At 59.6% G+C, this 25,530-nt stretch carries 24 protein-coding genes; 17 read left to right on the forward strand and 7 right to left on the reverse strand.

Annotated elements, in window-relative coordinates; all coding sequences use genetic code 11:
* Positions 1 to 2: 2 nt before the first annotated feature.
* A complete protein-coding gene (locus HBO10_RS06125) occupies positions 3 to 2,180 on the forward strand; it encodes a malate synthase G (RefSeq protein ID WP_034128857.1) in 2,178 nt (725 codons plus the stop codon).
* 155 nt (positions 2,181 to 2,335) lie between these two features.
* Here HBO10_RS06125 and HBO10_RS06130 read toward each other — a convergent pair whose 3' ends face one another.
* Both HBO10_RS06130 and HBO10_RS06135 read right to left on the reverse strand, forming a co-directional pair.
* Entirely contained in the window at positions 2,336 to 2,782 is a 447-nt protein-coding gene (locus tag HBO10_RS06130; protein ID WP_019817416.1) for a response regulator, read from the reverse strand.
* Between the two features lie 402 nt (positions 2,783 to 3,184).
* On the reverse strand, positions 3,185 to 3,649 hold the full coding sequence (locus HBO10_RS06135; RefSeq protein ID WP_034128858.1) for a hypothetical protein: 465 nt from the start codon (positions 3,647 to 3,649) through the stop codon (positions 3,185 to 3,187).
* Between the two features lie 286 nt (positions 3,650 to 3,935).
* Here HBO10_RS06135 and HBO10_RS06140 point away from each other — a divergent pair, with 286 nt between their 5' ends.
* From HBO10_RS06140 to HBO10_RS06175, 8 genes are all read left to right on the forward strand, one after another.
* Positions 3,936 to 5,858, forward strand: coding sequence for a putative nucleotidyltransferase substrate binding domain-containing protein (locus tag HBO10_RS06140; RefSeq protein ID WP_034129066.1), 1,923 nt, complete (start codon positions 3,936 to 3,938; stop codon positions 5,856 to 5,858).
* Positions 5,855 to 6,562, forward strand: coding sequence for a 3'-5' exonuclease (locus HBO10_RS06145; RefSeq protein ID WP_034128859.1), 708 nt, complete (start codon positions 5,855 to 5,857; stop codon positions 6,560 to 6,562). The genes HBO10_RS06140 and HBO10_RS06145 overlap by 4 nt, the downstream gene beginning before the upstream one ends.
* 148 nt (positions 6,563 to 6,710) lie before the next feature.
* On the forward strand, positions 6,711 to 7,229 hold the full coding sequence (locus tag HBO10_RS06150; protein WP_034128860.1) for an RNA polymerase sigma factor: 519 nt from the start codon (positions 6,711 to 6,713) through the stop codon (positions 7,227 to 7,229).
* The gene (locus HBO10_RS06155; RefSeq protein ID WP_034128861.1) at positions 7,226 to 8,194 is read left to right on the forward strand and encodes a FecR family protein; all 969 of its coding nucleotides are present in this window, start codon (positions 7,226 to 7,228) and stop codon (positions 8,192 to 8,194) included. Before HBO10_RS06150 ends, HBO10_RS06155 begins: the two co-directional genes overlap by 4 nt.
* A gap of 211 nt (positions 8,195 to 8,405) precedes the next feature.
* Complete coding sequence (locus tag HBO10_RS06160) at positions 8,406 to 10,835, forward strand: TonB-dependent siderophore receptor (RefSeq protein WP_034128862.1); 2,430 nt, start codon at positions 8,406 to 8,408, stop codon at positions 10,833 to 10,835.
* A 62-nt stretch (positions 10,836 to 10,897) separates the two neighbouring features.
* A complete protein-coding gene (locus HBO10_RS06165) occupies positions 10,898 to 12,001 on the forward strand; it encodes a PepSY-associated TM helix domain-containing protein (protein WP_034128863.1) in 1,104 nt (367 codons plus the stop codon).
* Positions 11,998 to 12,168, forward strand: a complete 171-nt coding sequence (locus HBO10_RS06170; protein WP_087149549.1) for a hypothetical protein — start codon at positions 11,998 to 12,000, stop codon at positions 12,166 to 12,168. The genes HBO10_RS06165 and HBO10_RS06170 overlap by 4 nt, the downstream gene beginning before the upstream one ends.
* 106 nt (positions 12,169 to 12,274) lie before the next feature.
* A complete protein-coding gene (locus HBO10_RS06175; protein ID WP_034128864.1) occupies positions 12,275 to 12,904 on the forward strand; it encodes a glutathione S-transferase in 630 nt (209 codons plus the stop codon).
* A 207-nt stretch (positions 12,905 to 13,111) separates the two neighbouring features.
* Here HBO10_RS06175 and creD read toward each other — a convergent pair whose 3' ends face one another.
* From creD to HBO10_RS06195, 4 genes are read right to left on the reverse strand one after another with little or no spacing between them, the layout of a single operon-like run.
* Positions 13,112 to 14,461: a cell envelope integrity protein CreD gene (gene creD, locus HBO10_RS06180; RefSeq protein WP_034128865.1), complete on the reverse strand. Its 1,350-nt coding sequence runs from the start codon at positions 14,459 to 14,461 to the stop codon at positions 13,112 to 13,114.
* 51 nt (positions 14,462 to 14,512) lie between these two features.
* Positions 14,513 to 15,952, reverse strand: a complete 1,440-nt coding sequence (creC, locus tag HBO10_RS06185) for a two-component system sensor histidine kinase CreC (RefSeq protein ID WP_034128866.1) — start codon at positions 15,950 to 15,952, stop codon at positions 14,513 to 14,515.
* A complete protein-coding gene (gene creB / locus HBO10_RS06190) occupies positions 15,952 to 16,620 on the reverse strand; it encodes a two-component system response regulator CreB (protein ID WP_034128867.1) in 669 nt (222 codons plus the stop codon). Before creB ends, creC begins: the two co-directional genes overlap by 1 nt.
* Before the next feature lie 8 nt (positions 16,621 to 16,628).
* A complete protein-coding gene (locus HBO10_RS06195; protein WP_014720226.1) occupies positions 16,629 to 17,129 on the reverse strand; it encodes an ATP-dependent zinc protease in 501 nt (166 codons plus the stop codon).
* A gap of 171 nt (positions 17,130 to 17,300) precedes the next feature.
* Between HBO10_RS06195 and HBO10_RS06200 the strand changes: the two genes are divergently transcribed.
* Positions 17,301 to 18,185 carry an acyltransferase gene (locus HBO10_RS06200; RefSeq protein WP_034128868.1) on the forward strand — a complete coding sequence of 295 codons (885 nt, stop codon included), beginning with the start codon at positions 17,301 to 17,303 and terminating at the stop codon, positions 18,183 to 18,185.
* Here HBO10_RS06200 and HBO10_RS06205 read toward each other — a convergent pair.
* Positions 18,182 to 18,754, reverse strand: a complete 573-nt coding sequence (locus HBO10_RS06205) for a DUF2780 domain-containing protein (protein WP_034128869.1) — start codon at positions 18,752 to 18,754, stop codon at positions 18,182 to 18,184. The genes HBO10_RS06200 and HBO10_RS06205 overlap by 4 nt on opposite strands.
* 136 nt (positions 18,755 to 18,890) lie before the next feature.
* Between HBO10_RS06205 and HBO10_RS06210 the strand changes: the two genes are divergently transcribed.
* From HBO10_RS06210 to HBO10_RS06240, 7 genes are all read left to right on the forward strand, one after another.
* Positions 18,891 to 19,349 (forward strand): anti-sigma factor, encoded by a 459-nt coding sequence (locus tag HBO10_RS06210; protein WP_034128870.1) that lies wholly within the window; start codon positions 18,891 to 18,893, stop codon positions 19,347 to 19,349.
* Between the two features lie 325 nt (positions 19,350 to 19,674).
* Positions 19,675 to 20,037: a hypothetical protein gene (locus tag HBO10_RS06215; protein WP_034128871.1), complete on the forward strand. Its 363-nt coding sequence runs from the start codon at positions 19,675 to 19,677 to the stop codon at positions 20,035 to 20,037.
* Between the two features lie 229 nt (positions 20,038 to 20,266).
* Entirely contained in the window at positions 20,267 to 20,746 is a 480-nt protein-coding gene (locus HBO10_RS06220; protein ID WP_034128872.1) for a hypothetical protein, read from the forward strand.
* A 163-nt stretch (positions 20,747 to 20,909) separates the two neighbouring features.
* Positions 20,910 to 21,620, forward strand: a complete 711-nt coding sequence (locus HBO10_RS06225; RefSeq protein ID WP_034128873.1) for an ABC transporter ATP-binding protein — start codon at positions 20,910 to 20,912, stop codon at positions 21,618 to 21,620.
* On the forward strand, positions 21,620 to 22,819 hold the full coding sequence (locus tag HBO10_RS06230) for an ABC transporter permease (protein ID WP_034128874.1): 1,200 nt from the start codon (positions 21,620 to 21,622) through the stop codon (positions 22,817 to 22,819). The genes HBO10_RS06225 and HBO10_RS06230 overlap by 1 nt, the downstream gene beginning before the upstream one ends.
* A gap of 4 nt (positions 22,820 to 22,823) precedes the next feature.
* A complete protein-coding gene (locus HBO10_RS06235; RefSeq protein ID WP_060763983.1) occupies positions 22,824 to 24,233 on the forward strand; it encodes a TolC family protein in 1,410 nt (469 codons plus the stop codon).
* Positions 24,234 to 24,273: 40 nt separating this feature from the next.
* Complete coding sequence (locus tag HBO10_RS06240) at positions 24,274 to 25,491, forward strand: HlyD family efflux transporter periplasmic adaptor subunit (RefSeq protein WP_052200004.1); 1,218 nt, start codon at positions 24,274 to 24,276, stop codon at positions 25,489 to 25,491.
* The last annotated feature ends 39 nt before the right edge of the window (positions 25,492 to 25,530 follow it).

A 25,530-nucleotide genomic window follows, 5' to 3' on the forward strand; every position in this document is an offset into this window, starting at 1 on the left:
CAATGACTGAACACGTTCAAGTCGGTGGCCTGCAGGTCGCCAAAGTCCTGTTCGACTTCGTGAACAACGAAGCCATTCCCGGTACCGGCATCACTGCCGACCAGTTCTGGGCCGGTGCCGACAAGGTCATCCATGACCTGGCCCCGAAGAACAAAGCCCTACTCGCCAAACGCGACGACTTCCAGGCGCGGATCGATACCTGGCACCAGACCCACGCCGGCCAGGCCCACGACCCGGTGGCCTACAAAGCCTTCCTGCAAGACATCGGCTACCTGTTGCCAGAAGCCGCAGACTTCCAGGCCTCGACCCAAAACGTCGATGACGAGATCGCACGCATGGCCGGCCCACAGCTGGTCGTGCCAGTGATGAACGCCCGCTTCGCCCTCAATGCCTCGAATGCGCGCTGGGGCTCGCTGTACGACGCGCTCTATGGCACCGACGCCATCAGCGAAGCCAACGGCGCCGAGAAGGGCAAGGGCTATAACAAAGTGCGTGGTGACAAGGTCATTGCCTTCGCCCGCGCCTTCCTCGACGAAGCCGCACCGCTCAGCGCCGGCAGCCATGTCGATTCCACCGCCTACAAAATCGTCGATGGCAAGCTGATCGTCAGCCTCAAAGGCGGCAGCAACAGCGGCCTGCGTGACGATGCCCAGTTGATCGGTTTCCAGGGCCCTGCGGCCGAGCCGATTGCGATCCTGCTCAAGCACAATGGCCTGCACTTCGAAATCCAGATCGACGCCAGCACCCCAGTCGGCCAGACCGACGCTGCCGGCGTCAAAGACGTGCTGATGGAAGCTGCGCTGACCACCATCATGGACTGCGAAGACTCTGTCGCCGCCGTGGATGCCGATGACAAAGTGGTGATCTACCGCAACTGGCTCGGCCTGATGAAGGGCGACCTGGCCGAAGAAGTGGCCAAGGGCGGCCAGACCTTCACCCGCACCATGAACCCTGACCGCGTCTACACCGGCGTGGATGGCAGCGACGTCACCCTGCACGGCCGTTCGCTGTTGTTCGTGCGCAACGTTGGCCACTTGATGACCATCGACGCGATCCTCGATAAAGACGGCAACGAAGTACCCGAAGGCATCCTCGACGGCCTGATCACCAGCCTGGCGGCGATCCACAGCCTCAACGGCAACAACACCCGCAAGAACAGCCGTACCGGTTCCGTATACATCGTGAAACCGAAGATGCACGGCCCGGAAGAAGCCGCGTTCACCAACGAACTGTTCGGTCGCATCGAAGAGGTGCTGAACCTGGCGCGCAACACCCTCAAGGTCGGGATCATGGACGAGGAGCGCCGCACCACGGTCAACCTCAAGGCCTGCATCAAGGCGGCCAGCGAGCGTGTGGTGTTTATCAACACCGGTTTCCTCGACCGCACTGGCGATGAAATCCACACCTCCATGGAAGCCGGCGCGATGGTGCGCAAGGCGGCCATGAAGGCAGAAAAATGGATCGGCGCCTATGAGAACTGGAACGTCGATATCGGCCTGAGCACCGGCCTGCAAGGTCGTGCACAGATCGGTAAAGGCATGTGGGCCATGCCCGACCTGATGGCGGCGATGCTTGAGCAGAAAATCGCCCACCCGTTGGCCGGTGCCAACACCGCCTGGGTACCGTCGCCGACCGCCGCGGCCCTGCATGCGTTGCACTACCACAAGGTTGATGTGTTCGCCCGCCAGGCCGAGCTGGCCAAGCGCGAGCGCGCTTCGGTGGACGATATCCTCACCATTCCTCTGGCCAGCAACACCGATTGGTCCGAGGAAGAAATCCGCAACGAACTGGACAATAACGCCCAGGGCATCCTCGGCTATGTGGTGCGTTGGATCGACCAGGGTGTGGGCTGCTCCAAGGTGCCGGACATCAACGATGTCGGCCTGATGGAAGACCGCGCCACTCTGCGTATTTCCAGCCAGCACATCGCCAACTGGCTGCGCCACGGCATTGTCAACGAAGACCAGGTGATGGAAAGCCTCAAGCGCATGGCGCCCGTGGTAGACCGCCAGAATGCCGGGGATGCGTTGTACCGCCCACTGGCTCCGGACTTCGACAGCAACATCGCATTCCAGGCAGCGGTGGAGTTGGTGATTGAAGGGACCAAGCAGCCTAATGGCTATACCGAGCCGGTGTTGCATCGCAGGCGTCGGGAGTTCAAGGCCAAGAACGGCCTGTAATGGAAAAAGCCCTGATCGAAAGATCGGGGCTTTTTTATCAGTGTCAGTTTGACCGCGTTGCCTGAATCGCAGGCAAGCCAGCTCCCACAGGGGAATGCATTTCAAATGTGGGAGCCGGGCTTGCCCGCGAAGAGGCCAGGCCAGTCACCTCACACTCAGGGCACCATCCCCAACTCCCGCTTTACCAACTTCGCCAACTTCACGCTATCAATCGGCTTGAGCAAGAAATCCACCACGCTCAAATGCATCGCATCAATCACATCCGGCGCTTCCGCGTCTCCAGACATGATGATGATCGGCAACGCCGCACGGGTGGACTCACGCACCTGGCGGATCAATTCCAGGCCATTGCTGGGCGCCATGCGCAGGTCGGTGATCAGCAAACCGATGGAACTGCTCGTCTTCAACAAATCCCACGCAGCCTCGCCACTTTCGGCAGTCATGCAGCGAATACCATCGAGCCCAAGGATTTCCGCCAGCAATTCACGCGCGTCCTTGTCGTCGTCCACGATCAAAACGCGTTGGGGGGGTAAATCGGGCTCCAGCATCACGGCGCTCAGCGCCTCGCGCTCGGCATCACTCAAAATATCGTGGTCGGACATACGTTTCTCAGCAGTTCTCATCAATCTCCCAGCACACTCGTCAGACATCTGCGGAAGGGCGAACAATGTGCACTTCGTCGGAAAGTTTGCCTAGTGGGCTTTCTACGGGTTTCGGACGATAGTCACGTAAGGTTTTTCCCTAGTGATCTGCACCGCCCATCTGACTGGAAGGCTGCACATTCCAGCAGGCGTGAACCGGATTTAAAAGCCAGCAAGAAAGCTGACTGAAGGGAAACCATCATGGGTGATGAAAATTTTCGGCTGGCGTGACGACGCAGGAGGGGAGTACGAAGGGCATAGACAGAAACTGCATTCATCTCTCAATATCAAAAGTGCCCATCAAGCAAAACACACTTCAGCAGGTACTGCGCTTGATAGACATTCACTGACGAAACACATCAATCAAGGCACGTCGCCAGTCGGGGTAAGCGAAAATTTGGCACTGACGTCATATACCCTACCGTTATACTGGATCTTAAATTCAGCATTCCCGCTAATATCTTTATTAGTCTCACGCTTAAACTCAACATGCCCACTTGTAGAGCCGGATGCTTGTCCACCTTGAAAAATCACCGCGTAGGGTTTGCTTGAGTTCATAACTAGATCATGCCGACCATCCTTAATTCCGATGGGCAATATGACCGCAAGCTGCTTAAAATCGGCACCCGTTCCCGTACTACCAAGCAGACTGATCGAGTCTTCGATAAGGGATGCATAAATGAGCTTTTCGGCAACAATCATGTCAGTCCCACTGGGGAGTGCAGGTTTAATAATTGCCTTAAAATACGTTTCGGTAGGTGAATGTGATCCAGCCGACAGGGGATTAAAATCCTTATCGAGATTCAATGCAGCATTGTCCTTACTCATAACAAACACCTCTCGGATAAAATTGAAAGCAACGAAAATCGGAACATCAACTTTAAAATAGCCACACTTTTTTTGCAGCGCAACTGCCGTAGTTAACAGTTGTGCTCGCCCCAATAATGTGTTCTCAGACACCGAGCGTTATAGTTGGAAGGTGTGCGACCTCGCAGTCTTGCCATGAAAGTATCGCTTGGACATTCCAGGTACCTAGACTTACGTCCAATGGGCACCCACCGCGCAGGAGTCGACCATGCAGCACGATAACGACAAAAACACTGCGGTCACTGTTATGAGTAAAGCTGATGCATTCGCACAGGCGGGTAAAACCGCTGTGTTGCAGAACATCCACGGCACCCTGCAATTCCTGCAACGCTTCCCGCCGTTCAACCAGATGGAACAGGCGCACCTGGCTTTCCTGGTGGAACAGTGCCAACTGCGTTTCTACGGCCCCGGCGACAGCATCCTCAAACCGTCGGGCGGCCCGGTCGAGCACTTTTATATCGTCAAGCAGGGCCGGGTCGTGGGTGAGCGTCCAGACTCGGCGGACACCACCTTTGAAATCGCCACCGGCGAATGCTTCCCCCTCGCCGCCTTGCTGGGTGAACGCGCGACCCGTACAGAACACAAAGCCGCTGAAGACACCTTCTGCCTGCAATTGAACAAACCGGCCTTTATCAAGCTGTTCGCGCTGTCCAGCCCGTTTCGTGATTTCGCTTTGCGCGGGGTCAGCAGCCTGCTCGACCAGGTCAACCAGCAGGTACAGCAAAAAGCCGTGGAAACCCTCGGCACCCAATACTCCTTGAATACCCGCCTGGGTGAATTGGCCATGCGCCACCCGGTCACCTGCAGCCCGCACACACCGTTGCGCGAAGCGGTGACCTTGATGCACGAACAACAGGTCGGCAGCATTGTGATCGTCAACGAACACAAGGCGCCCCTGGGCATCTTCACTCTGCGCGATCTGCGCCAGGTGGTCGCCGATGGCGCCAGCGACTTCAGCCAGAGCATTGCCGGGCACATGACCCAGGCGCCGTTTTACTTGAGCCCGGAGCACAGCGCTTTCGACGCAGCCATCGCCATGACCGAACGGCATATCGCCCATGTGTGCCTGGTGCAAGACCAGCGCCTGTGTGGCGTGGTCTCCGAGCGTGACTTGTTTTCCTTGCAGCGTGTGGACCTGGTGCACCTGGCCCGCACCATCCGCAACGCGCCCCGGGTGGAAAACCTGGTGGCGATTCGCGGTGAAATCGGCCAGTTGGTAGAGCGCATGCTCGCCCATGGCGCCTCATCCACCCAGATCACCCATATCATTACGCTGCTCAACGACCACACCGTGTGCCGGGTGATCGAGCTGACCCTCGCGGAAAAAGGCGACCCCGGCGTGCCCTTCAGTTGGCTGTGTTTTGGCAGCGAAGGCCGCCGCGAACAAACGCTGTACACCGACCAGGACAACGGCATCCTGTTCGAGGCCAAGGACGCCGTCGAAGCCGCCGAAAAGCGTGAGCTCTTGCTACCGCTGGCGCAGCACATCAACCAAAGCCTGGCGCTGTGCGGCTTCAGCCTGTGCAAGGGCAATATCATGGCCGGCAACCCCGAGCTGTGCTTGTCCCGCGTGGAGTGGGCGCGGCGCTTCGGCGCGTTCATTCGTGAGGCGACGCCGGAAAACCTGCTGGGCTCAAGCATCTATTTTGACTTGCGCGTGGTGTGGGGCGAAGAGCGCGGTTGCGAGCAGCTGCGCCAGGGCATTCTCGATCAGGTGGCGGATAACCGCTTGTTCCAACGGATGCTAGCCGAAAATGCACTACTGCGACGCCCGCCGGTGGGGCGTTTCCGCGAGTTCGTGCTGACCCGCAAACATGGCGAAAAGGCCACCCTCGACCTCAAGGTGCAGGGCCTTACACCTTTTGTAGATGGCGCGCGCCTGCTAGCCCTGGCCAATGGCATCCACGCCAACAACACCCTGGAACGCCTGCGCCAGTTGGTGGACAAGGCCGTGATCGAACCCCTGGATGGCGCCGCCTATGAAGAGGCCTACCACTTTATCCAGCAGACCCGCATGCAGCAGCACCAATTGCAGACCCGCGAGAACCTGCCCTATTCCAACCGCGTCGACCCCGACAGCCTCAACCACCTGGATCGGCGCATCCTGCGTGAGTCCCTGCGCCAGGCCCAACGCCTGCAAAGCAGCCTGAGCTTGCGGTATCAGCTATGAGTTTGTTTGGCTGGCTGCGCGCCAAAAAACCTGGGCTCAACGCTGCGCAACAGCAGCGCCTGGAACAGTTACCCAAGCCCGCCGAACTGGGCAACGGCCCATTGCGCAGCCAGCGCTGGGTAGTGGTGGACCTGGAAACCAGCGGCCTGAACCTTCACCGCGACCAGGTGCTGTCCATCGGCGCCGTGGTCATCGAAGACGGTGCGGTGGATTTCTCTCAACTGTTCGAACGCACCCTGCAGCGCACCGACACCAAGCTCAGCCCCAGTGTGCTGATCCACGGGCTGGGGCCCAGTGCAATCGCCGCTGGCAGCGACCCGACCGAGGCGTTGCTGGATTTCATGGCGTTCGTGGGCGATAGTCCGCTGCTGGCCTTCCATGCGCCGTTTGATCAACACATGCTGTGCCGGGCGCTCAAGGACAGCCTGGGTTATCGCCTGGCCCATCCGTTCATGGATGTAGCAGACCTGGCCCCGCTGTTATGCCCAGAGGCGCATATCCGCGAAGCCGGGCTGGACGACTGGCTCAACCACTTCAGGCTACAGGCCGGCGAACGCCACCATGCCAGCGCCGATGCACTGGCGACGGCGGAGCTGATGTTGATCCTGTTCAGCCGGGCGCGGCAGCAACAGATCGATACGCCCCAGGCGCTGTATGAGCGTTTGGCCCAATGGAAACGACGCAAGCAGTCCCCTTCCCTTTAACGCTTCGCGCCCGACGCGGAGCATCGCGGGATGCATTCCTACGCATATCGCGGGAACGATCACCCGACAGACGCCAATTGCGCCCACCCTACGCCTCTGACACAATCGCGAATAATTCTCGTTAGTTTAAACTTTATTCGGTGATGCCTTGTCGTCGGTCCATACCCCACGCAGTGAGCTTGTTGGTGCGTTGTATCGCGACCACCGTGGCTGGCTGTTGGCGTGGCTGCGACGTAATGTGGCGTGCCCAAGCCGTGCCGAAGACCTGAGCCAGGACACCTTCATGCGCCTGCTGGGCCGTGATGAGTTGCGCGAGCCCCGCGAACCACGGGCGTTCCTGGTGGCCATCGCCAAGGGTTTGCTGTTCGACTATTTCCGTCGTGCGGCCCTGGAACAGGCCTACCTCACCGAATTGATGCTGATCCCGGAAAACGAACAGCCTTCGCCGGAAGCCCAGCAACTGATCCTCGAAGACCTCAAGGCCATCGACCGCCTGCTCGGCAAGTTGTCGAGCAAGGCCCGCGCCGCGTTCCTCTATAACCGCCTCGACGGCCTGGGCCATGCCGAGATCGCCCAGCGCCTGGGGGTTTCGGTGCCGCGCGTGCGCCAATACCTGGCCCAGGGCATTCGCCAGTGCTACATCGCACTGTATGGCGAGCCGTCGTGACCGCGATCGGCTCCAAACCGGTGTCGTCGCGCGTGCTGGATGCCGCGATTGCCTGGCAACTGTCCCTCGACTCGGGCGACGGCAGCGCGGTGGAACAGGAAGAGTTCAACAAGTGGCTGGCCAGCGATGAGGAACACGCTCGCGCCTGGCGCCAGTTGGGCATGCTCGACCAGCGTTTCAGTGTGGCCTCGGGCCCGGCTCGGGCGGCGCTGCTGCAGTCGCGCCACGGCATTCGCCAGCGCGTGCGCAAGCTGGGCCGGGGCCTGGCCAGTATCGTGCTGGTGTGCGGCCTGGCGCTGTTTGCCGGTGAGCGTTACGTGCCTATTCACTATTGGCTGGCCGACCAGCGCACCGCCACCGGTGAACAGCGCACGCTGAAGCTGGCGGACGGCACGCGAATAAACCTCAACACCCACAGCGCCATTGATGTGCGCTTCGACGAAACACGCCGCTTGATCGTGTTGCAGGCAGGCGAAATTCTCGTCGAAACCGGCCACGACGATTCGCGCCCTTTCTACGTGCAAACCCGCGACGGCAGCCTGCGGGCGCTGGGTACCCGGTTTATCGTCAAGCGCGAAGACGACGCTACGCGCCTGAGTGTGTTGCAGTCTGCCGTGGCCGCCCAGCCCGAGGCGCTGCACCAGGAACAAGTGTTCAAGGCGGGCCAGCAAGTGCTGATGCGCGGCGACGGGCTCGGGCCACTGTTGGCCGTCACCCCCGCCACCGATGCCTGGACCCGCGGCATGCTGGTAGTGGACAACGCTCGGCTGGGGGATGTGATCGAGGAATTGGCGCGCTATCGCACCGGCTACCTGGGGGTGGATAAGAACGTGGCCGACCTGCGCATCACCGGCAGTTTCCCGCTGCGCGACACCACGTTGGCATTGAATGCGCTGTTGCCGACCTTGCCGGTGCAGATCGAGCAGCACACGCCGTGGTGGGTGACCGTCAAGGGTAAGCCTTAGGCTTGATCGTTCCCACGCTCCGCGTGGTAATGCAGCCCGGACGCTCTGCGTCCCAGGCCGTGACGCAGAGCGTCACACGAGGCGTTCCCACGCGGAGCTTGGGAACGATCACAGCACACCGCAAAAAATATTTTCACCCGGCCCTATCACTTTTCGATTCTCGCTCGGCACCTAGGCAATTGAGAAATATTTCCATTCAGGAGCCGCCCGTATGTCCCGCACGCTAGACACCTTGTTGCGCCCCAGCCTGTTAGCCATGGCGATCGCCCTCAGCGCCCCGCTGGCCAGCACCCCGCTGATCGCCGCCGAACAAGCCTCCAGCGTGCGCGCCTATAACCTGCCGGCTGCGCCCCTGGCCACCACCCTGAACCAGATCGCCAGCCAGGCCGGCCTGGCGCTGACCCTCAACCCCGCACTCGCCGCCGGCAAGACCTCGGCACCGGTCAAAGGCCAGTTCCATGCGCAGGGCGCGTTGCGGGAAGCCTTGCGGGGGACGGGGTTGCAGTTGGAGCAGAGCAGTGCGGGCACTTACACCCTGATGCCGGTCCCGGAGGGCGTCGTTGCCTTGCCGACCACCAACATCACCGGCCAAGGCAGCTATGAAAGCGCTTGGGGGCCGGTGGAGGGATATGTTGCAAAGCGCACCGCCGCCGGCACCAAAACCGATACTGCGCTGGTCGAGGCACCACGCTCGATCTCGGTAGCCACCCGCGAGCAAATGCAGGACCGTAACGTGCAGAACCTCGACGATGCGGTCAAATACATGCCCGGTATTGTGTCTGCCAGCTACGGCAGCGACACCCGTTACGACTGGATGCGCGTACGCGGCTTCGAGCCGACGCAATTCCTCGATGGCCTGCCACTGCCCCGTGGCGTGTACGCCAACCCGAAAGCCGAAACCTGGAACCTCGACCGCCTCGCCCTGCTGCGCGGTCCGGCCTCGTCAGTCTATGGCCAGACCCCTCCGGGCGGCCTGCTGGATATGGTCAGCCGCCGCCCCAGCGCTGAATCGAGCCACGCCATCCAGATGCAATACGGCAGTGACAACTATCGCCAGATCAATTTCGAAAGCACTGGCAAGATCGATGATGAGGGCCAGTTTCTCTACAGCGTTGGCGGCGTGGTGCGCGATGCCGGTACCCAGGTCGATCACATCGACAACAAGCGGTACAACATCGCACCGAGCTTGACCTGGAATATCGACACCGATACCAAGCTGACCTTGCTGTCACAGTTCACCCGTGACGATACCGGCACCACCAGCCAGTTCCTGCCGATCCAGGGCACCAAAATCAAATCACCGCTAGGCGAGGTTTCCCACCACAAGAACCTCGGCGACCCGGACTACGACTTCTACGACCGCACCTACTACGCCTTGGGCTACGCGTTCGAGCACCGCTTCAACGATACCTGGCAATTCAAGCAGAACCTGCGCTACACCAAATCCGAATTGGCGTTCCAGCAACTGACGGTAGGCTCGTTTGCCTTCTCCCCCGCCGACGCCAATGGCGACATCAGCCGCTCTTCGACCAATGTGGACGAGGACATCAGCCAGTTCGCAGTGGACAACAACTTCCAGGCTGACTTCGCCACTGGCGACATCTCCCACACCGTGCTGCTGGGCCTGGATCATCAACGCACCGACACCTCGTACCTGGCGATTTTCGGCGACGGTGGCACCACGAACATCTTTAACCCGGTCTATGGCCAGCCGATCGTGCGCCCGGCGCGCTCCACCGCGTTCTACGATTACAACCAGAAAACCGTGCAGACCGGCCTTTACGTGCAGGACCAGATGGCCCTGGACAACTGGCGCCTGACTCTTGGTGGTCGTGAAGACTGGGTGCACCAGGGCACCACCTACTTCAACAAGAACGACGCGACCAATACCGACCGCAGCAAGAATTTCAGTGGCAATGCGGCGCTGAGCTATGTGTTCGACTCGGGCTTTGTCCCCTACCTCTCGTACGCCGAGTCGTTCCAGCCTGCGAGCAACGCCAGCGTCGACCCCCTCCAGTCGTTCAAGCCGACGGAAGGCAAGCAGTGGGAGTTGGGGATCAAATACCAGCCACCCGGCTCCAACACCCTGCTGAGTGCGGCGGTCTACGACCTGACCCAGAAGAACGTGCAAGTCACCAGCTTCCAGTCCGGTGGCGCCTCCGTGACCGACCAGACCGGAGAAGTAAAGGTCAAGGGCCTGGAGCTGGAAGCCGTGTCTGATGTGACCGAAAACCTCAAGGTCATCGCGGCCTACACCCTGGCCAAGTCCGAGGTGCAAAAAGGTCAGTACAAAGGCAACCGCTTGCAACTGATGCCTAATCAGCAAGCGTCCTTGTGGACCGACTACACCTGGCACACCGGCGCACTCGACGGTTTCGGTATCGGCTTCGGCGCACGCTACACCGGCAATACCTATGGCGACCAAGCCAATACCTGGGCCGGCAAGGCCAACGCCTACACCGTGTTCGACGGCTCCGTGCATTACGACCTCGGTCGCCTGGACAACAGCCTCAAGGGCGCGTCGGTGAAAGTGAACGCGACCAACCTGTTCAACAAAGACTACATTTCCACCTGTGATGGCTCCTATTGCTACTTCGGCGACCAACGCAGCGTCGTCGCCAGCGCCACCTACCAGTGGTAATCAGCTGAGCTAACCACCAGGCCGCCCAACAGGGCGGCTTTGGTGCATCTGAAGGCTAGACAATGAAAAGCAAAACCATCCGCCGCTGGTCCTTCATCCACACCTGGACCAGCCTGATCTGCACCGTATTCCTGCTGCTGCTCGCCCTCACCGGCCTGCCGTTGGTGTTTCACCACGAGATCGACCACCTGCTGGGCAATGAGCCCGAACTGGCGCAGATGCCTGCCGATACGCCCCGGCTCAACCTTGAGCAGCTTGTAGCCAAAGCCCAGGCCCATCGCCCCGGCGAGGCCATGCAGTACCTTGCCTGGGACGAAGACGACAACAACGGCGTGATCGCGATCATGGCGGCCACAGCCGGTACTGAGCCGAACTCGTCGCACACCTTCATGCTCGATGCACGCACTGGCGAAACCGTCGAAATGCCGTCTGCCAATGGGGGCTTCACTCTGTTCCTGCTGCGCCTGCATGTGGATATGTTTGCCGGCCTGCCGGGCAAGTTGTTGCTGGCGTTCATGGGCCTTCTGTTTGTGCTGGCGATTATCTCGGGCACGGTGTTGTACCTGCCCTTCATGCGTCGCTTGAAGTTCGCCACGGTGCGCCAGGACAAGTCCACTCGCCTGCGCTGGCTCGACTTGCATAACCTGATCGGCGTGGTCACTTTGACCTGGGCGCTGGTAGTGGGGGTAACCGGCGTGATCAGCGCCTGCGCCGACTTGATCATCGCGGCGTGGCGCGAGGACAGCCTCAGCGCCATGATCGAACCCTACAAGAACGCCCCGCCGCTGACCCAGCGCGCGCCCGCCACAGAGCTGTTGAGCATTGCGGCCAAGGCCGCGCCGGGTATGGAACCGGACTTTATCGCCTTCCCCGGCACGCGTTTTTCCAGCGAACATCACTACGCCGTGTTCATGAAGGGCAGCACCCACCTGACCTCCCATTTGCTGACACCGGTGCTGATCGACGCCAGCACCCTGGCCGTCACCGCCATCGCCGAACGGCCGTGGTACATGGATGCCATGGGCATGTCCCAACCCCTGCATTTCGGTGATTACGGCGGCATGCCGATGAAGATTTTGTGGGCGGTGCTGGATGTGCTGACCATCATCGTATTGGTGAGCGGCATTTACTTATGGATCGTACGGCGCAAGGCGGCCAAGGTATGAAGCCACGGCAGTCGAATTTCTGGAAGGTCTTTGCCATACCGCTGGGGATTGGCCTGCTCAGTGCCGCCGGGTTGTTTGCGGCGTTGCTGGGCGATGGGTGGTGGGATTCGTTGAGTTGGATCGGGCTGGGCATACCCGCGGCCATTGCCGTCTACAAACTACTGTAGGAGCGAGCTTGCTCGCGAAAAACCTGAGAGCACCGCGTTAAACCAGGCGAGCTGCGTTATCGTTGGCGTTATTCGCGAGCAAGCTCGCTCCTACAGAGGAATGCCCATGTCCGCCCCCAGCATGACCTTGTTCCACAACCCCGCTTCGCCCTTCGTGCGTAAAGTGCGCGTGCTGCTGATCGAGACCGGCCAGCAGGATCGTGTGGCCCTGCACGCGTGCCTGCCCACGCCGGTCAACCCGGATGCCGAAGTGCTGCAAGGCAACCCCGTGGGCAAGATCCCGGCCCTGCGCCTGGCCGACGGTTCGGTATTGCATGACAGCCGGGTGATTCTCGATTACCTCGACCACCAGCATGTCGGCAACCCGCTGATCCCCCGCGCCGGCTCGGCCCGCTGGCGGCGCCTGACCCTGGCCTCGATGGCTGACGGCATCATGGATGCCGCCGTGCTGGTACGTTACGAGACCGCCATGCGTCCGGTGGAGAAACACTGGGACCAATGGTTGGACGAACAGCGCAACAAGATCCGCCGCGCCCTCGCCGAACTGGAGCGGGACGCCATTGCCGAACTGGCCAGCCACTTCGACATCGCCGCCATCAGCGTGGCCTGTGCCCTGGGCTACATAGACTTTCGCCACCCGGATCTGCAATGGCGCATAGATAACCCCAAGCTCGCCGCCTGGTACGCCGAAGTCAGCCAGCGGTCTTCGATGCACCAGACCCAGCCGCCGGGCTGACCAGCCCTCTGTAGGAGCGAGCTTGTTGTGGCGAGGGAGCTTGCTCCCGCTCGACAGCGCAGCTGGAGCCGGCTTTATCAGGGGCGCTTCGCACCCCAGCGCAAGCAAGCTTGCTCGCCACAACAAGCTCGCTCCTACAGTGAAAGGTGGCGTTGGTGAGGAAGTCGACCATCCTCGCTTTCATCTGCTGATCTTCGCGCAATCCGATCATTGCCCTTGCTCCACCTTGCGTTTACCCACCCCGTACCAATCCAGTTTGCGCGTCAGCACCATCACCGTACCCAGCAGGCCAAACAGCAACAACGAGCCCATCAACAGCGCGTAATCCTCGGCACTGAGCAACCCGTACAGCAAGCCATACAACGCCGCCAGCCCGGCCGAAAACCCCACGCCGTGGGCGACGCTACGCAGCACATGGCATACGTAGAAGCCGATCAACACCACACAGGCGCTGGCGGATATCAGGTAGGCCAGGGCAAAGCCCAGATGCTCGGACAACGACAACAGCAGCAGGTAGAAGAACGCCAGCGCCACGCCCACCAGGGCGTACTGGATAGGGTGCACCGCCAAACTCTTGAGCACCTCGAAGAGGAAGAAGCCGGCAAAGGTCAGGGCGATAAACAACAGCGCATATTTGATCGCCCGATCGCTCTTGAGGTACTGGTCTACCGGGTCGATGAAGTTCACCCCAAAGCTGCGGTTGCTGAAGTCTTCACAGCCTTGCCCGTCCAGGCAGTTCTGCAGGGCTTGTTCGAGGTTGGTGGAGAAGAATGTCGTCTGCCAATTGGCGCTGAAGCCCTGGTCGGTCACCTCACGTTGAGCCGGCAGGAAGTTGCCGACAAAGCTCGGGTGCGGCCAGTTGGACGCCAGTGATACCTGGCTGGTCTTGCCCACGGGCACCACTTGCAGTTGCTCGGTGCCTTGCAGGCGCAGGTCGAAGGCGAACTCCAGCACGGAAGGCTTCTTGCCGTCCTGCGCCGGCAGCGTCACATGCACGCCCTCGCCCAGCCAGTCGACTTGGGAGCCTGGCGAGAACTCCAGCCGCTGGTCACCCAGCTCCAGTTTCAGCGCGTTTTCAATACCCCGAATATCACTGATGCCCACCGCCAAAAACGCTGGTTCAAAGCGGTAGTCGGCGAAGTCTTCGGTGATCCCCAACTGCGCAGGCAAGTCGAAACGCCCGCTGATACGGTTGTCGGCGTGGAACAACCGCGCCTGATAGATGCCCCGTGAGCGCAGTTCGGTTTGCACCTTGCCGTCGAGCTCAAAACGGTCCGGCAGGAAATACAGACGGCCGCGTTCTTCACGGGTTTCTTCGTAGCGCTTGTTGAGCTTTTCATTGAGCTTCCACTCGCGCACGGTCTTGCGATACGGCACCACCATCACCGGCCCGGTGAGGCGCTGGGCAAAGCTTGAGCTGCGGGCAATGTCCATCAGTACGCCGTCGCGCAGTTGCTGACGTTCGCTGATGATGCCGTTGATCATCAACAATGGAATCAGCAACAGCAGGATCAGCAGCGCAATCGCGCCCAATTTGAAAAGCAGGTTGCGGTTCATGGGTCTCTCCCTGTTTTGATGGGGAGAGTCTGCCCAGTGGGTATGGGAGATTTATGTGGGCAATGTGGAGACTGTGTGGAGATGCAGCACCGCTTGCACGCCGCCCGGTACGTTGCCGATCTGCAACGAGCCGCCGTGCAGCTTCATCACCTCCTCGACAAAGTTGAGCCCCAGGCCCGTACTTTTGCGCCCGCTGGCCGGGCGCGGCAGCGAGTAGAAGCGCTCGCTCAGGCGCGGCAAGGCGTAATCGGGAATCGCCTCCGCCTGGTTGAACAGGCTGACCTGCACCTCGTTATGCCGCACCTGCGCGCTGAACCGCAGCGTGCCGCCGGGCGGAGTAAAGTCCAAGGCATTGTCCAGCAGGTTACCCAGGGCCTGGCGTAGCAGGAAAGGTTCGCCAAATACCTTCACATCAGCGGCAATCGCCTGCTCGACGTGCAAGCCGGCGCCTTCGACCCGCGCACATTGAGCCTTGAGCACATCCTCAACCAGGGCGGCCAAAGGAATGCTCGACTGCTCTTCCAGACCTTGTCGCTGCTCCACCTGGGCCAGGTTCAACAGGCGTTCGATCAACTGTTGCAGGCGCGCACTTTCGCTGTCGATATTGCCGACAAACCGCTGCTGCTGCTCGCGGCTCATGTCACCCTGCAACAGCTCTGCTGCACCGCGAATCGCCGCCAACGGGCTCTTCAGTTCATGGGTCAGCGTATGCACGTAGCGCTCTACGTAAGCCTTGCCTTCCAGCTGCGTGCGCATGTGTTCCACGGCGGTGGATAACTGCTTGAGCTCGCCGCCGCGATAATGCGGCAACTCGGCGCGGCGGCCCTCGCTCACAGCTTCGGCATAGGCGGTAAGGCGTCTGAGGGCCGCCGTCAGCCACCATGACAATAGCGCGCCCAGCAGCAGCCCCAGGGTGACCAGCCCGGCGCCGTACCACAGCAGGCGCCGCTCGGTGCGATCCACGTAGGGTTGCAACGAGCTGTTGGGCTTGGCCACCGTGACCACGCCGATGATCTGGCCGTTATCGCGAATCGGCGCCCCCACGTGCATCACCGATGAGGTGGGGTCGTCTGCATCGCTGCGGGTGGAGCGCGCACCGTATTCGCCGCGCAGGGTCAGGTACACATCGTTCCATTTCGAATAGTCCTGGCCGACTGCTTCACCGCTGGAATCGAGCAATACCCTGCCTGTAGCGTCGGTCACGTAGATGCGATGGTTGACCTGGTTTTTCGGAAGCCCCCAGATCACCGCACCCGGCTGACGGTTGCCGTAGGCCTTGAGCATCTCGGGCCAATGGCTTTGGCCGAGGGTGCCGTTTTCAACGTCTGCACGCAGGATTTCAGCCAGCAGGTTGGCGGTGTCCACCAATGTTTCTTCGGTGGACTGGCGCACGCCGGGGCGGATTTCCTTCATCACGGTGTTGAGCACGAAGTAGCCGGTCAGGCCGATAAACAGCGCATACACCAGGAAAATCCGCAGCCCAAGACGCATCAGCTGTGGCTCGGGCTGTAGCTATAGCCGAGGCCACGATGGGTCTGGATCGGCTCGGCATCCGCCGCCACACTCCTGAGTTTGCTGCGCACACTCTTGATATGGCTGTCGATATTGCGCTCGTAACCGGCATCAACGGGTACGCCCACCGCGTCCAGCAGTTGCTCGCGGCTGAACACGCGCTCGGGTTGGTCCAGCAGACTTTGCAGCAGGCGGAACTCATGCCGCGTGAGGCTCAAGGGTTGGCCGCGATAGAGAATCTGCATGCGTTCCAGATCCACTTGGAACAGGGTTGGCGCCACACACGGGCCGACCCGCTTGAGAATCGCCCTGACCCTCGCCGCCACTTCCCGCGGGCTGAAAGGCTTGACCACATAATCGTCGGCACCGATCTCCAGCCCTACCACCCGGTCGATCTCCGCATCCCGGGCACTGAGGAACATCACCGGCACTTCGCTGAAGCGGCGCAATTGCTTGCAGGTTTCAAAGCCGGTGATGTCCGGCAGGCCGATGTCGAGGATGACCAGGTCGGCCGGCGTCTGGCGCTGATGGTCCAGCGCCGCCTGGCCGAGCGTCAGCCAGGTGGTGGTGAAGCCCTCGCCTTGCAGGGCAAAGATCAGCGTGTCGGCTATTGCCGCTTCGTCTTCGACAATCAGGATGTGCGGCATGGGTTCAATCAGCAGTCCGGTTTGTCGGCAGTGTAGCGACGTGCCGGGTTTACCGCAGCGCCAAATTCACGCAAGGCCTTGGCGCCGATCAGCAGCGGGTAGTTGAAGCTGCTGCGGTCGGTGAGGTTGACCTCGACGGTGCGCTTGACGTCGCCCAGGCACATCTCCAGATCGATCACCGGGCGCTTGGCCACACTGGCTTCGTCCTTGTCATCATCTTCGTCGGCGCGGCTCTTGATCTTGCTGATGCGCGATACCTTGTGCTCATAGACCTTGTTACCCGCGTCTTCACCGCCGAGGCGGAAGCGCACCCAGTCATCGCCGTCGCGCTGAAAGGTTTCGATGTCGCGCGCCGACAGCGAGGCAGTCAGCGCGCCGGTGTCCATCTTGGCCTTGAACGTCTGGCCGATCTCCGGCAACTGGATGTATTCGTAGCGACCGTAAAGGGTCGGTTCGGCGGCCATGACAGGCACAGCAACCAGGGCGAACGCGGCAAGGAGCAATTTCACGGCAGGATTTCCTCGAAAGAAGTGGGCGGAGTCTAGACCGCAAACACAGCACTTAGTTGGATGACCGAGCATATCGCGCACAGTGTGAAACATTCGTCGGGCAATTTGCGATTTGGCCTCTAGACTCACCTTGCTTATCATGGCCCGCCCACAGAATTCCAAGAGTTGCTTATGCGCCGCCTGCTCACCGGCTGTCTGGTTACACTGCTGCTGTTATTCAACACGCTGATCCTGATCGGCCCCTTGATGGTCTTCGCCCTGCTCAAGCTGGTGGCGCCAGGGCGCTCGCGTGACTATGCCTCATGGGCGGTGATGTGGATCGCCGAAACCTGGGCCGAGATCGACAAGCTGATCTTCGCCGCGTGCATCCCCACCCAATGGGATATTCGCGGTGGCGAAGACCTGCGCGGCGATACCTCTTACCTAGTGATCAGCAACCACCAATCCTGGGTCGATATTCCCGCGCTGATCCAGGCATTGAACCGGCGCACGCCGTTCTTCAAGTTCTTCCTGAAAAAAGAACTGATCTGGGTGCCCTTCCTCGGCCTGGCCTGGTGGGCGCTGGATTACCCCTTTATGAAACGCTACACCAAGGCGTTCCTGGCCAAGCACCCGGAGCTGGCGGGGCAGGATTTGAAGATCACCAAAGAGGCCTGCGAGCTGTTCAAGCGCCAGCCGGTCACGGTGGTCAATTACCTGGAGGGCACGCGGTTCAACGAGGCCAAGCGCAAGCAGCAGGCGTCACCGTTTACCCGATTGCTCAAGCCCAAGGCGGGCGGCGTGGCATTTGTGCTCGCGGCGATGGGCGAACAACTGGACGCGATCCTCGACGTGACCGTGGTGTATCCGCAGCAAAAGATTCCGGGGTTCTGGGACTTGATCAGCGGCGCAGTGCCGAAGGTGATCGTGGATATCCGTACCCGCGAACTGGACCCGGCGTTGTGGCAAGGGGATTACGAGAACGATCCGGCGTTTCGCCAGACCGTCCAGAACTGGGTCAACCAGCTCTGGATGGAAAAGGATGCGCGCATCGAACAACTGCGCCAAGAACCTTAGCTGCCGGTGCCCCAGGCCTGAGCCAATTTGCCCAGCACGGAACTGCTGGCCCCCTCGCCGCCCAGGTATTTCAGGATCACCGGGGCAAACTGGCCGACCATGCCGCTGTCCATGCCCAATGCGCTGAAGGCGGTGTTCAAGTCATTGGTGCTTTTCACGTTGCCCAACAGGCCGTCCAGGCCGCTGGTCTTGCTGCCACCGGTTTGGCCGAGCATCCCGCTCAAGGCACCGAGGCTGCCCAATGCGTTATTACCTGACAACTTGTCGAGGCCCGGTACAGTGCTGCTCAACTGCGAGAAGTCGTTGCCGCTGAGTTTGTTCTTGGCCAGGCCCAGCATGGCGCCCGTGCCGCCCACCGCTTGCTCGGGGGTGATGTTCAGTTGCGAGGTCAAGGCCGTCAGCAGGTCGGCCGTCTCCGAGGTGGGCGCGGCGGCAGCGGCCTTGTTGTTGCCACCCTGCATGCCGGAAATGGCATTGGCTGCATCGCCAAGGCTGAAACCTGCGGCGAACACCGGGCCGGCGGCCACGGTCAACAGGCAGGACAGGGCAAAACCGCGTGAAATCTTCATCGAAACAACCTCTGGGTATAGGGGTAAACGCAGGCGTTGGACTGGGTATCCCGTCGGTTGTTCCGGAGCCCCTGAGGAACCCATCGGGGATAAGCGGGTCCATGAACTGACTACAAAATTTGTCGAGAAGAGACTTATGACTGCGATCCAACCCCCAGTGATTGAGCACAAGCCTGCGTTCTGGAGCCGCCCTCGCCTGTTCATCGGCGCCTGCGTGGTGGTGGTTGCCGGTATCGGCGGCGCGCTCTACACCCAGGACAGCGTCAAATCCGCGGCGACATTGGTGACCACGACCCAGCAGCCAGCCGCACAAATCATGGCCCACAAGGATTACCTGGAAGTGCAGCCGATTGCCTCCACGGCGCCAGCACCGGACCAAAGCCTTGAACTCTGGGCGATTCCCAAAGACGGCACACCGGTATCCCTTGGCCTGCTGCCGGAGGATGGCAAAGGCATCATCGGCCTGAATCCGCGCCAGCAAGAAAGCATCAGCAAGCCGGTGGAGCTGATGGTGAGTTCGGAAACCAAGGGTGGCTCGGTGAGCAAGCAACCGACAGGGCCGACGGTCTACCAAGGCGCCCTGGCCACGCGCTAATCACCGGCTGACACTCGGTTTAAATGTAGGAGTGGGCTTGCCCTGATGCCGATCCGTTAAGCGAACGCAATGTTCAAAGCAACAAAGATCAAATGTGGGAACTGGCTTGCCTGCGAAAGCGATAATGCAGTGACTGACACATCGCCTTCGCGGGCGAGCCTGCTCCCAGAGATGGTCTCATTTGCAGACTCACCGGCCGACCCGTTGCATGTCCCGTAACCTGCTGTAGCAGCTTCCAAGGAACCTAACCCGTGTAACGCCCCACCCAGATCGGCCTCCCAACGCAGAGCAGGGAGGACTACCTCGTGGACAAGGAGTTATAACGATGATCGGATGGGTACCTAATCTCTTTTCCCTAGTCACCGCCTACAACCTGCCAGCCCGCAACGCGGCCGTCGACACGGGCCAATGCCCTGCCGTCAGCGACATCCATTCAAAACCCTACACAGACCCCGACCTGCCGCCGCCCTATGGCGAGGGCTATCAGTATTCAGCCCAAACCCAAGGCAAAACATGGACGGGGCAAACCGCCGGGACCAACGATGATTTTCTGGACCCGGAATACGCACTGCAGGCAGAAGCCATCAACGTGCGCGACGGTAAGGTGCACTGTGATTACGGTGGAAAACGTTTGATAAAAAACGGTGAGGTGGCCGATCCCTATTTGCGGTTGACGGCGCTTAAGTGATGCAAAGGGCGACTCGCAGGTCGCCCTTTGTTTGCTTGCGCATCAACTGGCAGTTTCCAAAGAACCTGTAGAAGCGGGTTTGCTGGAAATAGCAAACCTCAGACAAGTCCTACTTAACTAACAATAGAAAACTATCAGACTGCAGCCAACCCGTTCTAACAACAACCAAGCCACGGGCCAGGCCCCTCACGAAGTGCCGAAAACAGCAATGAATTTTTCGGAGAACGACATGTTTAAATCCTTCTTAAAACCCGGACTACTTGCAATTGCGCTGTTCGGCCTTCCGGCCGTTGCAAGTGCGAGCGGGTTAGCGAGCGCTATCGGCACCATCACTGTTCCGATTGGAAATTCTTTCTCAAATCAAGCTGTCACTGAATCAGCATTTTCTCGTTCATGCAGCACCGGGAATTTTGTCGGCTACGTTCAAGGCGTTATTGCCGGTAGCGGAAGTACCATACATTACGTGCGCGTAGACAAGTACCGAATTGTGAAAACCGACGGGCACACCGACAGAAGCAAAGCCAATGTCAATATCAAGACCGTCAGCCGAAATGAAACCCGCGTGACAAAGTCAGCAGATGCCATGAAGCAGGACAGGCAATGGCATGATTTGAAAATGGCCAACTATAACCCCGGTTTGCGAAGTGCAGAAATTGAGATGATATTTGATAAGTCCGGGTCCGACCCTAGATGCTTTATCTCGATCTAAGCCGCTGATTGTTCGCCGCTGGTGCTCTTGCATTTACAAAAGCACCGGCGTCAGGCACCTAGCCCAATGAAAAGACAACTCGCACACGGTTTTTTGTTTGCATGCGAACAGTCAAATACATTGTCGCCATCCCGCCTCCTTTATCGAACATCCTGAACTTCAAATGCTCGTGATTCCTGCCCCCCCGCTCGCCCTCTCGCTGCAGGGCGTATGCAAGCATTATCAACTTGCCAAACAGCCCATCTCAATTCTTGAGAACATAAACTTGCAGATAAACGCAGGTGACCACTGTGCCGTACTTGGCACTTCGGGCTCAGGTAAGAGCACATTACTTAACATACTCGGCCTCTTGGACCGGGCTGATGAAGGGCGGTATGAGTTTTACGGACACGACACATCCAAGGCGACACCGGATCAACTGGCCGTGTTACGCAACCGACACCTAGGCTTCATCTACCAGAACTTCAACCTGATGCCACGCCTCAGCGCACTGGACAACGTCGCCTTGCCTCTCTCCTACCGTGGCCTTGGCCGGCGAGTAGCCCTGCAGCGTGCCATGCACAGACTCGACCAGGTCGGCCTCAGCCACCGGGCACATCACCTCCCCGCCGATCTGTCTGGCGGCCAACGACAGCGAGTCGCAATTGCGCGAGCTCTCGTGGGGGAGCCTTCCCTGATTCTCGCGGACGAACCCACTGGCAATCTGGACAGCCGCACGGCAAACGACATTCTGGAATTGTTGCTGGCAATCAATCGTGAGCACCGCGTCACGCTGATTGTCGTCACCCATGATTTAGACATCGCCGCGCGCCTGGACAGACAAATCTTCGTTCAGGACCGAACCCTGCGTGAGCACGAACCGTGTCAGAACTGATGAGCGGCGGGAGCCAAACTTTTCGCGACCTGATACATGACGTCAGAACAAACCTGCGGACCTTGGGCAAACGCGCAGTGCTCACCCTTCTCGGCGTCGTCATGGGGAGCTGCTCGGTGGTCGCCCTCATCAATATCGGTCACAACGCCGCCGAAGAAGCCGCTGCAATCTTCCAGGGAATGGGTGTCGATACACTAGTTGCACAGGTTTCAAATGCCGCAGATACGAGGCAAACCTCGCCGCTGCCCGCAGGCATTACTCAACTGCGCAATAAAGTCCCTGATTTAGTGAACATTGCACCCGTTGCCCTGATGGGCAACTCAGTGACGTTCAAGGGGCGCGACATTTCTATCCAACTGATCGGCTCAACGCCCCCACTGAAACAGGCGTTGGGCTTGGAAGTGCATGAAGGGCGTTTTCTGAGCGAATTCGATGACCAAGCCACTCATGCAGTGATAGGCCGCCAGCTCGCCGATGAACTCTCCAGCGCTGGCACGCCGGTGCGCATAGGCGACACACTACGAGTGCAACATGCACTGTTCCAAGTCATAGGCGTTCTGCATCCACGGTTTGCGTCGGCGATTGCTCCGTTCGACCCCAACACCTCCATGTTTATTCCACTGCAAGGTGTCAGCCGACTACAAGCTTGGGCGCCAGTCACCCACGTTTTCGCACGTGCTACGGGCGCGCGTCCTATGGGTAGCGTGGCGTCCGACTTCAAACACGGATTAAGACAGCTATTTCCCGGCCAGGACATCGACGTTCTGGTCCCCCAGCAGATCATCGACGGCCTGTCCCAACAGAATCGAACCTTCACCTATCTGCTAGCCGCCCTCGCTGGCATTTCGCTTATCACCAGTGGTGTCGGGGTGATGAACGTCATGCTGATGAGCATCGCGCAACGGCGTCGAGAAATCGGTTTGCGCATGGCCATGGGCGCTCGTCCCCGCGATATTCGCAACCTGTTCATGATCGAAGCACTGACCTTGACCACCTTGGGAGCACTTACCGGAGCCATCCTGGGCGTCGGCTTGGCCCTCATTTATGCCCGTGTATCGGGATGGAGCTTCGCGCTGTCGCCAATGTCGGTGCCGTTGGGCATTGGCAGCGCAATAGTAGTCGGTATGTTTTTTGGGCTTTACCCCGCCCTTTCCGCCTCGCGGCTACAACCTGTGGAAGCGCTGCGTGAAGACGAGTAGATACCTGGTGCTGACCGCAGCGTTTTTCTTGTGTGTCCAGAATGCCAAAGCCTCCTCGCTGTTAAGCGAGCAGACTATCGGCATGAGTCTGGCGGATGCCCTTTACCTTGGCCTGCGCAACAACCGTGAAATACGCAGCGCTTACTTGCAAAGGGAGGGCCAAAAATTCGACCTGCGCGTGGCTGAGGACGCGTTCAAGCCAAAACTCTTGCTCAAGAGTGAATACACAAACATCAGAAGCAGCGAAGACCAAGCTCGTCAACTCGCACTTACCCCCACGGCTACGTTGCTCGGACAGTACGGCACGCGCTTGAACGTGGGATGGACCCAGCAGCTCAACCATTCCGAGCAGGTGGGCCACCTGCGCAGCGACGGGATAAACCTGGAAATAATCCAACCGTTATTGCGCGGATCCGGCCCGGATGTCACCACCGCCCCCCTGCGGCTCGCAAGACTGTCAGAGCAAGCCAACCGCCTGAACCTCAAGGCGAATATTTCTCAAACAGTCTCCACCATCATCACAACCTATCGGGAGCTGATCAGGGCTCAGGAGCAACTGGGCATCGTCCAGGCGTCGCTTCAAAGGGCGCGGGCCTTGTTGACGGTGAACAAAGCACTGATCAACGCCGGGCGCATGGCTCAATTTGAAATCGTGCAGACCGAAGCTGACATCGCCGTCCAGGAACTGAGTGTCGAAGAAGCGCAAAACCAGCTGGATATTCAACGCCTCGCCCTGCTGCGCCTGCTGGCACTGGATTTGTCCACGAACATTCAGGCCACCGAGGCCGTACAGGCAACTCCACTGGAGGTCGATCTGCCACAAGCCATACACCTGGCGCAAGCTCAGCAACCTCAGTACCTCTCCACATTGCTCAATGGCCAGCAGGCCGCGTTGGACATGATCCTCGCCAAGGATGCCGCTCGCTGGGACCTCTCTCTGGTGGCGGGTGCCAGTCAGGTGCGTGAGCACGCAGGCACCGGCTCTGCTCGGCGCTGGGAAAGCTATACCGGCCTTCAGTTGGAAATCCCCATTGGCGACATCAGCACCCGCCAAGCGCAGACACGTGCGCGTATCAATGTAGAACAACAGCAGTTGCTAATCGCCGACGCCCGTCAAGAATTGGAACGCAACGTCAGCAACGTAGTGCGCGAACTTGGCACCCGCTGGCGTCAATATGAAATCGCCCTGCGTGCCAACGAACTGTCCACGCGCAAGCTGGACATCGAGCGCGAAAAACTCAGCGTCGGGCGCTCCAGCAATTTTCAAATCATCAGTTTCGAAAACGATCTGCGCGATGCGGAAAATGCACGTATCAACGCACTCATCGCTTATCTGAACGCCCAGACGCAATTGGACGAAACCCTCGGCATGACCTTGGAAAAATGGGAGATTGCACTTGAAGGCCCACACTGAAAAGGCCTGTCACTCGCACTATTGGCGCATAGGTTCGATGATGCTGATAGCGTTGATTGGCGCTGCATTGATCGTGAAAAAAGTTGCGATTGCGCCGCCCCCCGCACCGCAATGGGTGAGCGTGCAAACCAAGCCAATGACGCTACATATCGGCCTGGTCGGAAAATTCGAGCCTATCCAAACCATCGTGCTCAACGCACCATTCGAAGGCGTTATCCAGTCCCTCGAAGCCGAACAGGGCCAGTGGGTACAGAAAGGCCAAGCGCTTCTGAGCATGGACCCTACGCTGATCGAGCTGCAGTTACGCGAAGCCCTGTCCGGGCAACTCAAAGCCCAACGAACCGTGCACGAGTTGAACAATTGGGAAAACGGCACTCAAGTCACACGAGCGCGTCGTGCGTTACGCACCGCCGACATCTCACTGAGCAACCTGGAAGGCAGGCTACGAGAAAACCGCCATCTGTTCGAACGCGGCATTATTGCGCGCAACGAACTTGACGAACTGGAGCAGCAAACGAAGTTGCAACGACTTGAACGCAGCAGCGCTCAAAACGAGCTGAACGCGTTATTAGACGAAGGGAAAGGGCAGGCTCGGCAGATTGCCGAAATGGAGCTGACCAATGCCACGGTGAGGTACGAACAGCTGCAACGGTTGATTGCCAAACAAGTCGTGGTAGCACCGTTCACCGGCGTTATTGTTCCTGTAAATGCCGCACAAGGGGCCGGAGTAACGCCTCTCGTACAGACCGGCTCAAGGGTAAGTCAGAATCAGGCTCTGCTGGGTTTGGCCAATACCGAAACACTGAAGATCGTCACTACGGCATCCGAGCTGGATATCAACCAGCTGCAACCGGGACAGCGCGTTGAAATCCTGGGTGATGGATTTCTCGGCGAGCCGCTGCTTGGCCATGTGCAAGCGGTCGGCAACCTGGCCTTGCCCAGCGATGCCCCCGGTGACAGTGCATTGTTTCCCGTCACACTGAGCGTGGCGGCATTGACGCCAGGACAGGCCAAGCGTATCCGTCCCGGTATGAGCGCACGCCTGAACATCACGGCCTACCACAATGAACAGGCCATCATCGTGGCGCCCGAAGCGATAAGCCAGGAAGGCAGTGAAATGGTCGTGATTTACCGTAAAGGCGAGGGCCAGCCGATTGAACGCCGGATCGTAGAGGTGGGCCATGCCAACACCGAGGGCGTAGAAGTTTTTGGTCTTGCACCCGGGCAGGTGAGCCTTGGCAGCTCATCGCGAGAATGATGCGCGTCTTTGTTAAACAAAGGGCGACCCGCGGGTCGC

This window comes from Pseudomonas sp. WS 5503, assembly GCF_012985385.1.
Lineage (GTDB): Bacteria > Pseudomonadota > Gammaproteobacteria > Pseudomonadales > Pseudomonadaceae > Aquipseudomonas > Aquipseudomonas paracarnis.

What these genes read in the sequence shown, in the direction of transcription:
- HBO10_RS06125 (WP_034128857.1), top strand. Translation starts at nt 3, where the DNA reads ATGACTGAACACGTTCAAGTCGGTGGCCTGCAGGTCGCCAAAGTCCTG.
- HBO10_RS06130 (WP_019817416.1), bottom strand. Translation starts at nt 2,782, where the DNA reads ATGTCCGACCACGATATTTTGAGTGATGCCGAGCGCGAGGCGCTGAGC.
- HBO10_RS06135 (WP_034128858.1), bottom strand. Translation starts at nt 3,649, where the DNA reads ATGAGTAAGGACAATGCTGCATTGAATCTCGATAAGGATTTTAATCCC.
- HBO10_RS06140 (WP_034129066.1), top strand. Translation starts at nt 3,936, where the DNA reads ATGAGTAAAGCTGATGCATTCGCACAGGCGGGTAAAACCGCTGTGTTG.
- HBO10_RS06145 (WP_034128859.1), top strand. Translation starts at nt 5,855, where the DNA reads ATGAGTTTGTTTGGCTGGCTGCGCGCCAAAAAACCTGGGCTCAACGCT.
- HBO10_RS06160 (WP_034128862.1), top strand. Translation starts at nt 8,406, where the DNA reads ATGTCCCGCACGCTAGACACCTTGTTGCGCCCCAGCCTGTTAGCCATG.
- HBO10_RS06165 (WP_034128863.1), top strand. Translation starts at nt 10,898, where the DNA reads ATGAAAAGCAAAACCATCCGCCGCTGGTCCTTCATCCACACCTGGACC.
- HBO10_RS06170 (WP_087149549.1), top strand. Translation starts at nt 11,998, where the DNA reads ATGAAGCCACGGCAGTCGAATTTCTGGAAGGTCTTTGCCATACCGCTG.
- HBO10_RS06175 (WP_034128864.1), top strand. Translation starts at nt 12,275, where the DNA reads ATGTCCGCCCCCAGCATGACCTTGTTCCACAACCCCGCTTCGCCCTTC.
- creD (WP_034128865.1), bottom strand. Translation starts at nt 14,461, where the DNA reads ATGAACCGCAACCTGCTTTTCAAATTGGGCGCGATTGCGCTGCTGATC.
- creC (WP_034128866.1), bottom strand. Translation starts at nt 15,952, where the DNA reads ATGCGTCTTGGGCTGCGGATTTTCCTGGTGTATGCGCTGTTTATCGGC.
- creB (WP_034128867.1), bottom strand. Translation starts at nt 16,620, where the DNA reads ATGCCGCACATCCTGATTGTCGAAGACGAAGCGGCAATAGCCGACACG.
- HBO10_RS06200 (WP_034128868.1), top strand. Translation starts at nt 17,301, where the DNA reads ATGCGCCGCCTGCTCACCGGCTGTCTGGTTACACTGCTGCTGTTATTC.
- HBO10_RS06205 (WP_034128869.1), bottom strand. Translation starts at nt 18,754, where the DNA reads ATGAAGATTTCACGCGGTTTTGCCCTGTCCTGCCTGTTGACCGTGGCC.
- HBO10_RS06210 (WP_034128870.1), top strand. Translation starts at nt 18,891, where the DNA reads ATGACTGCGATCCAACCCCCAGTGATTGAGCACAAGCCTGCGTTCTGG.
- HBO10_RS06215 (WP_034128871.1), top strand. Translation starts at nt 19,675, where the DNA reads ATGATCGGATGGGTACCTAATCTCTTTTCCCTAGTCACCGCCTACAAC.
- HBO10_RS06220 (WP_034128872.1), top strand. Translation starts at nt 20,267, where the DNA reads ATGTTTAAATCCTTCTTAAAACCCGGACTACTTGCAATTGCGCTGTTC.
- HBO10_RS06225 (WP_034128873.1), top strand. Translation starts at nt 20,910, where the DNA reads ATGCTCGTGATTCCTGCCCCCCCGCTCGCCCTCTCGCTGCAGGGCGTA.
- HBO10_RS06230 (WP_034128874.1), top strand. Translation starts at nt 21,620, where the DNA reads ATGAGCGGCGGGAGCCAAACTTTTCGCGACCTGATACATGACGTCAGA.
- HBO10_RS06240 (WP_052200004.1), top strand. Translation starts at nt 24,274, where the DNA reads ATGCTGATAGCGTTGATTGGCGCTGCATTGATCGTGAAAAAAGTTGCG.